This window comes from Cupriavidus sp. MEYA8 (genome assembly GCF_059278825.1).
Genome location: NZ_CM181222.1, coordinates 1,359,184 through 1,371,238 on the forward strand (window position 1 = coordinate 1,359,184; position 12,055 = coordinate 1,371,238).

Sequence of the window (12,055 nt, forward strand, 5' to 3'; positions counted from 1 at the left end):
CTACATGCCGAAGCGCTGTGCCCGCGCGGTGAAGAAGATGCCGCTGGGGTTGTCGGCCGGCAGCGTGGCGATGCGTGCCAGGCTGGCGGTGTCATAGACCTCGACGCGGTTGTCGTCGCGGCAGGACAGCCACAGCGCCTCTCCCTTGGGCGTGAATTCCATGTGCAGGACTCCGCCGCAGGGCCGCAGGGTGCGAATCACCTCGCGCGTGGCGGTGTCGATGACCTGCACCGTGTCGTTGTGCGGGAAGGCGAAGTTGACCCACACCTGCCGGCCGTCCGGGCGTGCCATCACAAACACCGGCTGGCCGGCCAGCGCCACGCGCGCGGTCTGCTGCCAGCCGCGCGCCGGATCCGCCACCAGCACTTCGTGGCGGCCGATGGCCGGCAGCCATGCCTGGCCCTGCGCCATCGCCCAGCCGCGCAGATGCGGCATCTTGTAGACCGGCAGCGGCTGGCTGCCGCGCCCGTAGCCCGACAGGATGCGGCGTGCCTGCGGTGGCGTTTGCCACAGGTCGACCAGCGCCAGCCCGTCCTCGCCGAACAGGCCGGCCAGGTACCAGCGTCCATCGGGCGTGACCAGGCCGTCGTACGGCTCGCGCCCGGCCGGCAGGCGCGTCACCTGCGGATGGCGCGGATCGGCGGCATCGATGATCCAGATCTCGCCGGACTCGAACAGGCTGGCGGCGAAGCGCCGGCCCGGCAGGTCGGCCAGGCCCACCACCTTGGCGCGACGCCCGTCCTGGCCGATGGCCGGCAGGTCGGCCAGCGGTTCGAGGGTCTGGGCATCGAACAGCCGGACCCCGCCCGGCGCGTAGTTCTGCGCGGCCACTACGCGGCCATCCTGCGAGATCGCGCCGCCGATGCTGTTGCCGGCTTGCAGGACGCGGTGCGTGATGCGCGCGTCCAGCAGGTCCACGCGCGTGAGCCCGCCGTCGCGGCCGAACACGTAGGCGTAGCGCGCATCGTGCGAGAACACCACGCTGGCGTGCGACAGGTCGCCCAGCCCGTCGACCGTGGCCAGCCGCGTCATGCCGGTGGTTTCCACGATCTGCAGCCGGCCGGCGGCACGTTCCACCACCACGCCGAGATCGCCGGTGCCGCGCACCGCGCTGGCACAGCCGGCCAACAGTGCCGCGGCGCAGGCTAAGGCAGCGGCCAGGCCGCGCATCATCGTGCCGGCGCCGTGGTGACGGGCACGACGGTCGGCGGAGTGCCGGCCCGGAGTCGTTCGATCAGCCATTGGGCTTCATCCTGCGTCATGAAGGGTTGCCAGGGCGGCATGGCGGTGCCGGGCCGCCCGTACAGCACGGTGGCGACGAGGCTCTCGGGCGGCTTGCCCGCCAGCGCCTCGCGCGTCAGCGGCGGACCCAGGCCGCCGCGCAGTGTCATGCCGTGACAGGCGCCGCAGTCGTCGCGCAGCCAGTGCGCCAGTTGCGCCTGCCGGGTGGGCGTGGGCTGCGCTGACGCCGCTGCCGGCGCGGTCAGCAGCACCGCGGCCAGAACCGTCACCGTGGCGCCACGCCACCCCCGGGGTATCAGAGCGACAGGATCCATTTGGCCAGCGTATTGGCCTCGGCCTCGCTGACCGCGTTGGCCGGCATCGGCATCGCGCCCCACTGGCCGTTGCTGCCCTTCAGGATCGACTGGACCATATGCGGCTGCCCGTCTTTCTTGCCTGCGTACTTGGCCTTGACGTCCTTGAAGGCCGGTCCGATCAGCTTCTTGTCGACGCCGTGGCAGGACAGGCAAGCTTTGCTGGAAGCAAGCTGCTGGCTGGCATGGGCCACGCCGGGTACGGCGGCGCCGAATGACAGGACACAGGCGGCGGCTGCGAGCAGCGCGGGCAGGCGCGCAGGAAGGTGCGCAGTCAGGTGAACGGGGTGCTTCATCTTGATTTCTCCGTTGGGGGAATGGAACCGGGCACCGCACCGAGAGAGCGGTGCGGTGCCGCGGGTATTAGTAGACGTCGTGTTGTGTGTTGTAGGCGTTGAACTTGCCGGTTGGCGTGACCAGGCGCTTGTCCTTGATCACCGTCTTGAGCGTGCGGGTCTTGTCATCGACCACCACCAGCGCGGACTCGCCGTCCTTGGTGCCCCAGACCGAGAACCAGACCTCGTCGCCGGCCTTGTTGTACTCGGCCTGCACCACGCGCTTGGCGCCCGCACCCTTCAGGCCGGCCCAATCGGCGATCGGCAGCACCTTGAAACCGTCTTCCAGGTTGCGCGTATCGAACACCGCCACGGACTGGTTCAGCTTGGCATCGGGATTCAGCGGCGTATCGACCCAGAGGTTCGAGGACTTGGGATGCGTCTTGATGAACAGCGAGCCGCCGCCCTGGCCCTTGAGCGTCTGCACGACCTTCCAGGCCTGTGCCGGATGGCCGGCGGGATCGGTGCCGATCAGGCTGATGGTCTCGTCGCCCAGGTGGCTGGTGGCCCAGACCGGGCCGAACTTCGGATGCGAGAAATTGGCGCCGCGTCCCGGGTGCGGGGTCTTGCCCACCTCGATCAGTGCGGCGAGCTTGTCTTCCTTGGTGTCGACCACGGCGATCTTGTCGGATGCGTTGGCCGCGACCAGGAAGTAGCGCCCGGTGGAGTCGAAGCCACCGTCATGCAGGAACTTGGCCGAATCGATGGTGGTGGTCTTCAGGTTGGACAGGTCCGAGTAGTTGACCATCAGGATCTTGCCGGTCTCCTTGGCATTGATCACGAACTCGGGGTGGTAATGGCTGGCGACGATCGAGGCAACGCGCGGCTCGGGGTGGTATTCGTTGTCGACGGTCATGCCGCGCGTGGACACGACCTTCAGCGGCTTGAGCGTATCGCCTTCCATGATCACGTACTGCGGCGGCCAGTAGGAGCCCGCCACCGCGTACTTGTCTTCATAGCCCTTGTACTTGGAGGTCTCGACCGAACGCGCCTCCATGCCGATCTTGACCTCGGCGACGATGTCGGGCTTGGGCAGCCACAGGTCGATCAGGTCCAGCCGCGCATCGCGCCCGATCACGTACAGGTAGCGGCCCGACGCTGACATGCGCGAGATGTGCACCGCATAGCCGGTCTTGACGATGTTGATGATCTGCTTGCTGTCGCCGTCGATCAGCGCGACTTCGCCGGCGTCGCGCAGCGTGACCGAGAAGAGGTTGTCCAGGTTGTACTGGTTCATCTTCTTCGTCGGCCGTTGCGCGACGGGCAGGATGTCCTTGCGGCTCTTCTCGATGTCGGCCAGTGAAAACTCCGGCGGCGTCGGCGGATCAAGCTGGATGTAGCGGGCCATCAGGTCGACTTCCTGGTCGGAGAGATCGCCGGAAGTGCCCCAGTTCGGCATGCCGGCCGGGCTGCCGTACTTGATGAAGGTCTTCAGGTATTCGGAGCCGCGCGCGCGGGTGATGTCGGGCGTCAGCGGCTTGCCGGTCGCGCCCTTGCGCAGCACGCCGTGGCAGCCGGCGCAGCGCTCGAAGTAGATCTGCCTGGCATGATCGAACTCGGCGGCGGTGAGGGTGGGGATAGCCGCCTTCCTGTCAGCCTTTGCTTCAGCCTTCGGTGCGGCCTTGGCGGTGTTGGTGGCTGCCTGGGGAAGACCCAGCCAGAGCGAGAGCGGCAGTGCCGCGAATGCGGGGTAAAGCCATTTTCTTGCTTTCATGGTGCCGTGGTTCAGCGGGTTGTGGAAAGCTGTTGTCGCGGTGCTTGTGGGGCGCGAACTGGCACCAGGCGCTTGCAGTGATGATGCGGACACACTGCGAGAAGGGGATTGACTGGCATCAAACCGGGCAGGATGTCATGCAGCGGTTTTTTGCCTGTGGAGAAGACGCGGTTGCGCGCGCGGCAGGCGCGCGCGCTCCCAGCGGCGGCGCCATCGCGTGGAAGCGCTCGCCGCCCTTATGGCTATGGGGCCGTGCCTAGTGGGAACGACGCGCTGCTAATCCTTGATCAGCAGCACAGGACAGTGCGCATGGGCAAGGACCCGCCTTGCCACCGACCCCACGATGGCATCCAGGAATCCGCCCCGGCCATGCGAGCCCATCACGATCAGGCTCGCACCGATCTGGCTCGCATACTCCACGATGCGGGTCGGCGCGAAGCCAGTGAAGCCATGGCGCTCGAACGGGATCCCGGCTTCGCCGAGGATGGTGGCCACCGAGCCCATCGCCTTCTCGTTCTGTTCGCGATGCCAGTCGTCGAGCGTGCGGCGATCGATGAAAGATTTGATGTCGCCGGGCACATCCGGCTCGCAATGCACCACGTGCACGACGAAGTCGCGGGTCAGCAACGGGCTTTGCGCCAGGTAGCGCGCAGCCGCGTCGCTATAGGACGACCCGTCGGTCGCCAGCAGGATCTTGTTCATGGCTTGCTCCTCATGTGCGCCGGTTACCGGCCTCGCGTTCGCGCGGTGCGCCGCCGCGGCCCGGCTCATCGCCCGCCGCGGCGGCTCGCCTGGTCCTGGCCTGGCTGAGCAGGACGGAGACGAACAGTGTCATCGCGACCGCGCCCAGGGACCAGTGCACCGGTACGTGGAACCACGGCTCGACCAGCATCTTGGCGCCGATGAAGGCGAGCACGACGGCAAGGCCGTACTTTAGGTACTGGAAATGCGCCGCCAGGTTGGCGAGCAGGAAATACAGCGCGCGCAGCCCCATGATCGCGAAGATGTTCGACGTGAAGACGATGAAGGGATCGGTGGTCACGGCGAAGATCGCCGGGATGCTGTCGACGGCGAACACCAGGTCGGTGGCCTCCACCATCAGCACCACCACGAACATCGGGGTGGCATAGCGCAGGCCGTCGATGCGCACGAAGAAGCGTTCGCCGTGATACTGCGGGGTGATCCGCATATGCGCGCACAGGAAGCGCACGATGGGATTGCGCGAGAGGTCGGGCGCATGCCTGGACATGAACAGCATCTTGATGCCGGTGATGATGAGGAACACGCCGAACACGTAGAGAATCCAGGCGAACTGGCTGATCAGCCATACGCCCACCAGGATCATCGCGGCGCGCATCAGGATCGCGCCGAGCACGCCAAGCAGCAGCACCCGGCGCTGCAGTTCCGGCGGCACCGCGAAGTAGCTGAAGATCATCGCGAACACGAACATGTTGTCGACCGACAGCGACAGCTCGATCAGGTAGCCGGTGTAGAACTCCAGCACCTTGCGATTGGCGGCGTCGTGGCCGGCGTCCTCGGCCACCACCCACCAGAGCCCGAGGCCGAACAGCGCGGCCAGGGTCATCCAGGTCAGGGTCCAGCCCAGCGCTTCGCGCGAGGAGACGCGGTGCGCATGCCGGCCGCCAAGGACAAAGATGTCCACGAGCAGCGTGCCCAGCACCAGGACAAAAAATCCGGCCCACATCGGGGCGGTGGCAAAGGTCTCCATTGCCTTATGGTGAAACGGCGGGTGAAACGGCGGGTGAGACGGCCGGTGAGACGGTCGATGTGGCGGTCGGCGGCTCGCGCCCGGTCCGGCCAGCAGGGATCATGGCAGCTGCCGCGCGAGGTGGGGCCGCGCAGGCTGCGCCTTGATACGCAGTGCATCGGGTTCGCCGCAGTAGTGCAGGATCTCGGCGCGGGCCGCGTTGCGCAGTCGCATTGCCGCCGGCCAGTCCTGCCCGTCGGGCGGCAGGGGCCGGCCGATGACGACACTGATCGGGCCCCGGCGCGGCAGCCACTGGCCGTCGCGCAGCACCGAGCGGGTGCCCCGCAGCGCAATCGGAACCACCGGGGCGCCGGCACGGGCGGCGGCGACAAAGGCGCCCGAGCGAAAACGTTGCAGCCCCGGCTCGCGGCCGAAGGTGCCTTCCGGGAACAGCAGGGCAGAGCGCCCGGCGCGCACGGTTGTGACCAGTCGCTCGATCGCCTCGGATTCGCGCACGTTGTCGAAACGGTCGATGAAGTCGGCCCCGATGCTGGACAGGTAGGCGCCCGGGATGCGTTGTCCTTGCAGCTCGCGCTTGGCCACCACGCACACGGGCATGGGCAGTGCGGCGATCAGCACCATGCCGTCCAGGTAGCTGGCATGGTTCGATACCAGCACGCAGGCGCGATTGCGCGGCAGGTGCTCCAGCCCCTGCACGAACCATGGCACCCCGGCCAGCCGCAGCAGCAGCCGGGCGGCGTGGTGGCTGAGCGTCCAGCCCATGGCAGGCCGGTGCATCGCCACCGAAGCCAGGCACGTCACTGGCGCCATCGCGGCGAACAGCAGCCACGCGTACAGCGAATAGGACAGCCCGGCGGCGGCATGCCGGCCGCGCCGCAACTGCGGCAGCAGCGCCTGCCAGCCGAAGCGCGCGATCTGCAGCCATGGCGCGGCGTCGCCCGGGCCGGTGCCGCCATGCTCGAATCGCTCCCGGCAAGCGGCGCGGCGGATCTTGCCGCTCGACGTCTTCAGGATGGTGTGCGGTGGCACCAGCACGACATGGTCCGGCGGCATGCCGAGCACATCGAGCGCGGTCTTCAGCGCCTGCCGTTGCAGCGCGCTGCGCGCTGCTTCGTCCGTTGCCGCAGATTCCGCCATCACCACGATGTGCTCGGTGCCGCTGGCCGGATCGGGGCTGCCGAACACCGCGACGCAGCCCTTGCGGATGCCGGGGATGGCCCCGATGGCCTGCTCCACTTCGTAGGGATAGAGATTGCGGCCGCCGCGGACGATGGTTTCCTTGGCGCGTCCGGTGATGAAGAGCTCGCCGTCGGCGATATAGGCGTAGTCGCCGGTGTTGAGCCAGCCGCGATCGAAGAGCTGGCGCGTCTGTGCGGGGTTGCGGAAATAGCCGCTGGTGGCCGAAGGCCCGCGGAACTGCAGCAGGCCCTCACGCCGCTCGGGCAGTTCGCAGCCGCTGGCGTCGACGATGCGGATATCGTGGCCGGGCAGCGGCCGCCCGCACGACGGGATCTCCATGGCGTCCCGTTCGCCTGCCACGTCTGGCCCGTCCGCTCCGGCAGGAACGGCCCGCGACGTGCGTGCGAATGCGGCGCGGTCGATGAGGTCGGCCGTCAGATCGCGTCCCGGCGGCGGGAAGGTCAGGCCCACCGATGCTTCGGCCAGCCCGTAGACCGGCGCTGCCGCTTGCGCGCGCAGTCCATGCCGGGCGAAGCGCGCCGTGAACTTGCGCATGGTCTGCAGGCTCACCGGCTCGGCACCGTTGAAGGCGAAACGCCAGCTCGACAGGTCCAGGCCCGACAGGTCCGCCTGGGCCAGCCTGTGCAGGCACAGTTCATACGCAAAGTTGGGCCCGCCAGACAGCGTGCCCCGGTACTTGTGGATCGCCCACAGCCAGCGCTCGGGCCGTGCCAGGAATGTGAGCGGCGACATCACCACCAGCGGGAAGGCGAAGTACAGGCTGCCCATCCAGGCGCCGATGAGGCCCATGTCGTGATACAGCGGCAGCCAGCTGACAAAGACGTCGCGCGAGTCGACCGACAGCGCCAAGCCCATGGCGCGCAGGTTGGCCAGCAGGTTGGTGTGCGTCAGCACCACGCCCTTGGGCGAACCGGTGCTGCCGGAAGTGTATTGCAGCAGCGCGATATCGTGCGCGCGCAGCATCGCATGGACCGGCGCCGCGTCGGTGTCCTCAACTTCTTGTGGCGTCAGCACGCTTTGCAGCGTGCCGGTGCTGGCCTTGAGCAGGGTGGCGAGCGGCCGCGCTTCGGCCACCGTGATCAGGATCGGCGCCTGCGCGTTGGCCAGGATGCCGGCGTGGCGCTGCAGGTGGTCACCGATCTGCGCCAGCCGCGCCGGCGGGTAGAGGGGCACCGGGATCCCGCCTGCCATCAGGATGCCGGTAAAGCAGTAGAAGTACTCCGCGCTGGTTGGCAGCATCAGTGCCACGGTCGTACCGGCGCGCACGCCGCGCGCGGCCAGGCCGGCTGCGACTGCACAGGCGCGCCGGTGCAGTTGCGCAAAAGTGATCGGCGTATCCTCGCCCTCGCCGCTGTGCAGGATGATGTGGGTACGGTCCGGGTGGCGGTGCAGGTGCCAGCGCAGCACGTCCGTCATGGTGGCGGCGCCTTCCGGCGCTTGTGCCGCGGCATCTGCCGGTGCCGGGCTGGCCAGCCGTGCGGGTGCATCTTCAGCGCCGGGCGGCAGGTCCCTGGCGGCGAGCACGGCGCGCAGCAGCGCGCGCGGGGTGTCGGCCTGGGCCAGCACCTGTTCCGGCAGGCTGACGCCGAAGCGCTGTTCGATGCGGGTCAGGAGTTCGGCGCGCGTCAGGCTGTCGAAGCCCAGTTCGGCTTCGAGCGCGCTGTCCAACGAGGGGGCGGCGGCTGCACCGGCTTCGGCCTGCGGCCGCATGGCGGTAGACATCTCCCCCACGATGCCGAGCAAGGCATCCTCATAGTTCTGCCGCGGGGGTGAGTCCTCGTTCATTCGCTTGATGCCTGCGTCCGGGCAAACGGCGACTGCCGCCTGCCGCGGACGGGCAGTCGGCAGCACCGGCGGCGCCAGTACTGACACCCTTAAGATAGGCGGCGTGCGGAAATTGTCGAGGCGGGTGGCGGCGCGGGCACTGGCGCGGGCATTCCGGCGACGCACAGACGCAGCATCCCGCACATGCCGCCGGGGCTGTCGGGTCCGCCGGAGGCCGCCGTCAGGCGGCGACCATGTCCACCGCTGTGGGGAAAGCGCCGGAGTCGAGCGGATCCAGATGGTTCCGGCCGCGCATGGCGAGGATGAACCGGCCGACCTGCCCGCTATCGTCCAGCGGCAGGCACGGCAGCAATGTGTCGAGCCGCGCATCGGTCGCCACAGCGACGATCGACGGATCGCAGGGATAGTAGGGCGCACGCCCATGCGCCGGGCGATACACCTCGATGCGCGGAATATCCTCCCGGCGGAAGCCTTCGACCAGCGTGATGTCCGCCGGCCGCAGCCGCGCCACCTGTTCGGCAAGCGTCGGCTCGGCTTCATTGGCCAGCTCTCGCACGATGGCGTAGCGATAGGGCGAGGCCACCATCACTTCCGTGGCACCGGCCGTGCGAAAGCGCGCGCTGTCCTTGCCGGGGGGCTCGAGCTCCAGCGGATGGTGGCTGTGCTTGATCACGTTGACGGTCAGGCCTTGCGCGCGAAACCACGGCAGCAATGCGGTAATCAGCGTGGTCTTGCCGCTGCCCGAGGTGCCGGTGATGCCAAAGATAAAGGGATTCATGTCGTGACGGATTCGGTTTGTGCGGCGGTAATGGGCAAAGGGCATACCAGCGGCAGGAAGGCATCGGCGCGTTGCGAGTAGGCCAGCAGGGCGCCGGCCTGCAAGTCGAAGTACCAGCCGTGCAGCGTCAGCCTTCCGGCTTCCAGCGCGCGACGCACGAACGGGAAGGTCTGCAGGTTGCGCAGCGAGACCAGGATCGCCGCCTGTTCGCAGGCGCGCTGGCGCTGCGCCGGGCTGGCGTCGGCGAGCGTTTGCTCCACCTGCCGGCGCGCCGGTGCGGCGATGCGCACCCAGGCGCCGAGGTAGTCGGCTTCGTCGCCTTCTTCGGGCGGATGGTCGCCGGCGTCGGCCGGCTGCGCCAGCAGCGCGCGGATGCCGCCGCAGCCGCCATGGCCCATCACGATGATGCGGTCGACCTGCAGCTGCTCGACGGCAAACTGGATCGCGGCGGACACGCCGTGCAGGCTGCCTTCATGACGCCCGGTGCAGGGCGGCACCAGGTTGCCGATATTGCGCACGGTGAAGAGATCGCCGGGGTCGCAACCCAGCAGCAGGGCCGGGTCCACGCGCGAGTCGCAGCAGCCGATCAGCAGCGTGGGCGGCTGCTGCCCGGTGCGCAGCGCGTCGAACAGGCTCGGCGCATCGTCGAAATAGCGTTGCTGGAACCGCTCGAAGCCCTTCAGTAGATGTTCGATCTGATGCATGGCGGTTTCCGTTGGTCAGGATGGCGGCGCTACTGCACCAGCGGGCTGTCGGCGCCTTCCAGTTCGATGCCTTCGATGCGGGCGCGGCCGATCAGCAGGCTGGCGTACTGCTTCCAGGCGCGGTCGCGCGCCGCCGTGGCCAGCGCACAGGCGATGTCGCCGCGCACGGCATCGAAGGGCAGTCGGGTGCCGGGGCAGCGCTCCAGGATGCGCACGATATGCAGCCCGAAGCGGGTCTCGACCAGTTGCGGCAAGACGCCGTCATGCTGCGCGGCAAAGAGCGCGCGCTCGAACTCCGGCGCGGCTTCGCCGCGGAACACGCGGCCCAGGCGGCCGCCGTTGTTGCCGCTCGGGCAGTTCGACAGCGCGCGGGCATGCTGCGCGAAGCTCGACGGATCGCCGCGCACCAGCGCCAGCGTCTGCGCCGCGATCTCGCGCAGCGCATCCAGCGGCACGCGCGGCGTCACCTGGAACAGGATGTGGTCGGCCTCGACCCATTCGCCGTCGCGGAAGCGCTCCGGACGGCTGTCGTAGTGGCGGCGGCAGCTGGCTTCGTCAGGCTCGGGGATGCCGGCCTCGCGCTCCAGCAGCGCCATGGCGAGCGCGTCGTCGTCCTGGCCGGGCACGCTCAGGCCGATGCGTCCGGCCTCTTCGCGCACCAGCAGGCGCAGGATGGCCGCGATCGTCGCCATCTTCGCGGGATTGGCCGCGTCATGATGGTGGTCCAGCTCGCGTTCGATATCGGCGTCGCGCAGTTCCACGCCGTTGACGGTGACAGGCATGTCGGTTCTCCGTTGGTTCAGCGTCCGCGTACCAGCTGCCAGGCGCGGCCGACGTAGCCGACCGAGGCAAAGCCGCTCCACACATGCACCAGCCGCGTGAACGGGAAGATCGCGAACAGCGTGATGCCCATGAACAGGTGCGCCTTGAACAGCAGCGGCGCGTCGGCGATATAGCCGGCGGCGTCGCCGCGCAGCGTGACGAGGTGCTGGGCCCAGGTCATCAGCTGCACCATCATGTGGCCGTCCATGTGGCCGGCCGATTCGAAGATGGTGGACAGGCCCAGCAGCAGCGTCACCAGCAGCCACAGCAGCAGCACCTTGTCCCCGGTGCGGGTCACGGCGGACACGCGCGCGTTGGTCAGGCGGCGGTGCAGCAGGATCAGCAGCCCGGCCAGGCACATGGTGCCCATCACGCCGCCGGCCGCCATGGCCACGCCTTGCTTGAAACCGTGCGAGACGCCCAGCGCGTCCCATACCGCCACCGGCGTCAGCAGGCCCACCAGGTGGCCGAAGAACAGGCCCAGGATGCCGACGTGGAACAGGATGTTGCCCATGCGCAGGTTGCCGCGGTAGAGCACCTGCGAGCTGTCGGTCTTCCAGGTGTACTGCTCGCGCTCGAAGCGGGCCAGGCTGCCGAACAGGAAGATGGCGGCAGCGATGTAGGGGTAGATGCCGTAGAGGAATTGGTGAAGCGTTGCCATGGTATTAGCCCAATGTCTGTGTTCGGGTTGCCTTGCCAGGTGTGGTCAGCAATGCGCGGGAACCGGCGCCGTGCCACGCGGATAGAATTTCACCGCCTGCGGCCCAGTCTGTGGCGCCAGCAGCGGCTCCACGCCATCGGCGCCCGGACCGAAGGTCTCCAGCGCCTCGTCCATGTCCCGCACCGGCGGCTCCTGCTGCGGTTGCGGCTGCACGTCGGTCAGCGTGCGCAGCACAGCGAACACGCCGGCATACGGGCTCTGGTTGCGCGCGAGCCGGTCGCCGATCGCGGCCAGCACGTGGATCGCCTCGCCCAGCAGGTGCTCGGCGCGTGCCTCCTTGCCGTCGGCGCTCAGCGCCCCGAGGAACTCCAGGAACAGCGGCACGTAGTCCGGCAACTCCGACGCGGCCGGCTCGAAGCCGTCGCGCCGGTATTCGTCGATCAGGTCGACCATGGCCTGGCCGCGGTCGCGGCTTTCGCCGTGCACATGCTCGAACAGGTGCAGCGAGTGCGACGGGTTGCGGTCGAAGGTGGCGACATAGTTCTCCTGCAGCGTGATCAGCGCTTCGCCGCGCAGCATGTCGGTCACCGGCGCCAGCAGGTGGCGGGCCTGCGGCCATTCGGCCAGGGCGGTGTCGATCTCGGGCAGCGCGTCGATCAGTTCCTGCTCGGGATAGCCGAGCAGCGCGCTGAGGATGGGATAGAGGGGCATGTTGTTCTCCGGTTCGTTCGC

The 12,055-nt window shown here is 68.4% G+C and carries 12 protein-coding genes; all 12 read right to left on the bottom strand.

What is annotated here, in order from left to right; translation table 11 throughout:
* Positions 1 to 1,242, bottom strand: a complete 1,242-nt coding sequence (locus AC5WJ1_RS23345; RefSeq protein WP_494476582.1) for a cytochrome D1 domain-containing protein — start codon at positions 1,240 to 1,242, stop codon at positions 1 to 3.
* The gene (locus AC5WJ1_RS23350) at positions 1,170 to 1,556 is read right to left on the bottom strand and encodes a c-type cytochrome (protein WP_133095923.1); all 387 of its coding nucleotides are present in this window, start codon (positions 1,554 to 1,556) and stop codon (positions 1,170 to 1,172) included. The genes AC5WJ1_RS23345 and AC5WJ1_RS23350 overlap by 73 nt, the downstream gene beginning before the upstream one ends.
* Positions 1,538 to 1,891, bottom strand: coding sequence for a c-type cytochrome (locus tag AC5WJ1_RS23355; RefSeq protein ID WP_133095922.1), 354 nt, complete (start codon positions 1,889 to 1,891; stop codon positions 1,538 to 1,540). The genes AC5WJ1_RS23350 and AC5WJ1_RS23355 overlap by 19 nt, the downstream gene beginning before the upstream one ends.
* A 67-nt stretch (positions 1,892 to 1,958) precedes the next feature.
* A complete protein-coding gene (locus AC5WJ1_RS23360; protein ID WP_133095921.1) occupies positions 1,959 to 3,644 on the bottom strand; it encodes a nitrite reductase in 1,686 nt (561 codons plus the stop codon).
* A 276-nt stretch (positions 3,645 to 3,920) separates the two neighbouring features.
* The gene (locus tag AC5WJ1_RS23365) at positions 3,921 to 4,346 is read right to left on the bottom strand and encodes a universal stress protein (protein ID WP_133095920.1); all 426 of its coding nucleotides are present in this window, start codon (positions 4,344 to 4,346) and stop codon (positions 3,921 to 3,923) included.
* A gap of 10 nt (positions 4,347 to 4,356) precedes the next feature.
* Positions 4,357 to 5,373: a TerC family protein gene (locus tag AC5WJ1_RS23370; protein ID WP_133095919.1), complete on the bottom strand. Its 1,017-nt coding sequence runs from the start codon at positions 5,371 to 5,373 to the stop codon at positions 4,357 to 4,359.
* A 99-nt stretch (positions 5,374 to 5,472) separates the two neighbouring features.
* Positions 5,473 to 8,358, bottom strand: coding sequence for an AMP-binding protein (locus AC5WJ1_RS23375; protein WP_135703198.1), 2,886 nt, complete (start codon positions 8,356 to 8,358; stop codon positions 5,473 to 5,475).
* Between the two features lie 220 nt (positions 8,359 to 8,578).
* Complete coding sequence (gene mobB, locus AC5WJ1_RS23380; RefSeq protein ID WP_135703197.1) at positions 8,579 to 9,136, bottom strand: molybdopterin-guanine dinucleotide biosynthesis protein B; 558 nt, start codon at positions 9,134 to 9,136, stop codon at positions 8,579 to 8,581.
* Entirely contained in the window at positions 9,133 to 9,840 is a 708-nt protein-coding gene (locus AC5WJ1_RS23385; RefSeq protein WP_133095916.1) for a carbonic anhydrase, read from the bottom strand. Before AC5WJ1_RS23385 ends, mobB begins: the two co-directional genes overlap by 4 nt.
* Before the next feature lie 29 nt (positions 9,841 to 9,869).
* Positions 9,870 to 10,622, bottom strand: a complete 753-nt coding sequence (locus AC5WJ1_RS23390; protein WP_135703196.1) for a peptidylprolyl isomerase — start codon at positions 10,620 to 10,622, stop codon at positions 9,870 to 9,872.
* 17 nt (positions 10,623 to 10,639) lie between these two features.
* Positions 10,640 to 11,323 carry a respiratory nitrate reductase subunit gamma gene (gene narI, locus AC5WJ1_RS23395; protein ID WP_135703195.1) on the bottom strand — a complete coding sequence of 228 codons (684 nt, stop codon included), beginning with the start codon at positions 11,321 to 11,323 and terminating at the stop codon, positions 10,640 to 10,642.
* Between the two features lie 45 nt (positions 11,324 to 11,368).
* Positions 11,369 to 12,034: a nitrate reductase molybdenum cofactor assembly chaperone gene (gene narJ, locus AC5WJ1_RS23400; RefSeq protein WP_135703194.1), complete on the bottom strand. Its 666-nt coding sequence runs from the start codon at positions 12,032 to 12,034 to the stop codon at positions 11,369 to 11,371.
* Positions 12,035 to 12,055 lie beyond the last annotated feature (21 nt).

Bases quoted from the DNA above. Each gene is read 5' to 3' on its own strand.
- AC5WJ1_RS23370 (WP_133095919.1), bottom strand. From the start codon at position 5,373: ATGGAGACCTTTGCCACCGCCCCGATGTGGGCCGGATTTTTTGTCCTG.
- AC5WJ1_RS23385 (WP_133095916.1), bottom strand. From the start codon at position 9,840: ATGCATCAGATCGAACATCTACTGAAGGGCTTCGAGCGGTTCCAGCAA.
- narJ (WP_135703194.1), bottom strand. From the start codon at position 12,034: ATGCCCCTCTATCCCATCCTCAGCGCGCTGCTCGGCTATCCCGAGCAG.
- AC5WJ1_RS23355 (WP_133095922.1), bottom strand. From the start codon at position 1,891: ATGAAGCACCCCGTTCACCTGACTGCGCACCTTCCTGCGCGCCTGCCC.
- AC5WJ1_RS23375 (WP_135703198.1), bottom strand. From the start codon at position 8,358: ATGAACGAGGACTCACCCCCGCGGCAGAACTATGAGGATGCCTTGCTC.
- narI (WP_135703195.1), bottom strand. From the start codon at position 11,323: ATGGCAACGCTTCACCAATTCCTCTACGGCATCTACCCCTACATCGCT.
- AC5WJ1_RS23345 (WP_494476582.1), bottom strand. From the start codon at position 1,242: ATGGCTGATCGAACGACTCCGGGCCGGCACTCCGCCGACCGTCGTGCC.
- AC5WJ1_RS23350 (WP_133095923.1), bottom strand. From the start codon at position 1,556: ATGGATCCTGTCGCTCTGATACCCCGGGGGTGGCGTGGCGCCACGGTG.
- AC5WJ1_RS23360 (WP_133095921.1), bottom strand. From the start codon at position 3,644: ATGAAAGCAAGAAAATGGCTTTACCCCGCATTCGCGGCACTGCCGCTC.
- AC5WJ1_RS23390 (WP_135703196.1), bottom strand. From the start codon at position 10,622: ATGCCTGTCACCGTCAACGGCGTGGAACTGCGCGACGCCGATATCGAA.
- mobB (WP_135703197.1), bottom strand. From the start codon at position 9,136: ATGAATCCCTTTATCTTTGGCATCACCGGCACCTCGGGCAGCGGCAAG.
- AC5WJ1_RS23365 (WP_133095920.1), bottom strand. From the start codon at position 4,346: ATGAACAAGATCCTGCTGGCGACCGACGGGTCGTCCTATAGCGACGCG.